Annotated in this window: 2 protein-coding genes; both read left to right on the top strand. The window is 61.4% G+C overall.

Going from position 1 to position 1,537, the window contains the following annotated elements; all coding sequences use genetic code 11:
- Positions 1-237: copper resistance protein B (locus tag BKM74_RS18365; RefSeq protein WP_140056135.1), on the top strand; the 237-nt coding region annotated here is incomplete at its 5' end.
- A 179-nt stretch (positions 238-416) separates the two neighbouring features.
- On the top strand, positions 417-1,537 hold a 1,121-nt coding region (locus BKM74_RS18360; RefSeq protein ID WP_140056134.1), incomplete at its 3' end, for an APC family permease.

Here is a 1,537-nt window from a genome sequence, read left to right as displayed (position 1 = left end):
CAGCCCAAGCTGGAGGTCAGTGCCGCCCTGCAGGAGGTCGAGGAACTCGGCATCGGTTCGGGCCTGAACGATATCGAGCTCGGGTTCCGCGTGCGCTACGAGATCACGCGGAAGTTCGCGCCCTATGTCGGCATCTCCTGGAGCCGCAGCCTCGGCAACACGGCGGACTTCGCCCGCGCCGAGGGCGAGGATGTCGATAATCTCGCATTCCTGACCGGTATCCGGTTCGCGTTCTAGGCAAGCGGTTTTACCGCCTTCCAGGGCAGAGCGGAAACAGACTGATCATCGGAGCATAGGCAAGGAGGCGCAACTTCTGGCGCCTCCTTGTCGTTCTGTGACTACAGGCACGCTCCGGTACAAAGGCGATCCCCGCCTGCATTGATTTTTCAGGAAACAAAACAAAAGAAAGGAGTCCGATGGCCGAGGAATACCAGAGAGGAAGTATCAGCCTTTCCGGAGCGGTGGCCATGGGCACCGGCGTCATGATCGGTGCGGGGATCTTCGCGCTGACCGGGCAGATCGCGCAACTGGCCGGGCCGCTTTTCCCGATCTCGTTCATCGTGGGTGCGATTGTCACCGCGTTCAGCGCCTACACCTATATCAAGATGTCGAACGCCTTTCCGTCTGCGGGCGGCATCGGGATGATCCTGAAGAAAGCCTATGGGCCGACGACGGTTGCGGCTGGCGCCGCGCTGCTGATGGCGCTGTCGATGGTGATCAACGAGAGTCTCGTTGCGCGCACTTTCGGAACCTACACGCTGCGGGCGTTTGGCGGCGATCAGGATAGCATTCTGGTACCGGTTATTGGTGTCGGGCTGATCGTCTTCGCCTATCTCGTGAATGTCTCCGGCAACCGGTCGGTCGGACTGTTCTCCATCATTATGGCTGTTCTCAAAGTCGGCGGCATTGCGCTGTTCGGGGCGGCCGGGCTCTGGGCGAGCGGCATCTCGTTCGAAGCAACCGGCGGCGATGCCGGCGCTGGCGGCTTTGTCGCATCGGTCGCGCTGTCGATCCTCGCCTTCAAGGGCTTCACGACCATCACCAACAGCGGCGCCGAAATTACCGACCCGCACCGCAATGTCGGGCGTGCCATCGTCTTCTCCATCGCGATCTGTGTTGTCGTCTATCTGCTCGTCGCCTTTGCGGTCGGGTCCAGCCTGCCGCTCGACCGCATCGTGGCGGCGAAGGACTACGCGCTGGCCGAAGCAGCCCAGCCGGCCCTCGGCCAGACCGGCTTCTACCTGACGGTGGCGCTCGCGCTGGTGGCCACGGCGTCGGGTCTGATTGCCAGTGTTTTCGCGGTCTCGCGGATGCTGGCGATGCTGACCGACATGCAGATGATCCCGCACAGCCATTTCGGGATGCCGGGCACGATCAAGGACCACACACTCGTCTATACCGTTGTGATCGCAGGCTTTCTGACGGTCTTCTTTGACCTCAGCCGCATCGCCTCGCTTGGGGCTTTTTTCTATCTGGTGATGGACATCATCATCCATTTTGGTGTGTTCCGGCATCTGCGTGAGGAGATCGGCGCGAA

It is taken from the genome of Oceanibaculum nanhaiense (genome assembly GCF_002148795.1).
Classification (GTDB): Bacteria; Pseudomonadota; Alphaproteobacteria; order Oceanibaculales; family Oceanibaculaceae; genus Oceanibaculum; species Oceanibaculum nanhaiense.
The sequence above is the reverse complement of the archived record's forward strand: the minus strand, read 5'-3'. Positions and strand labels throughout refer to the sequence as shown.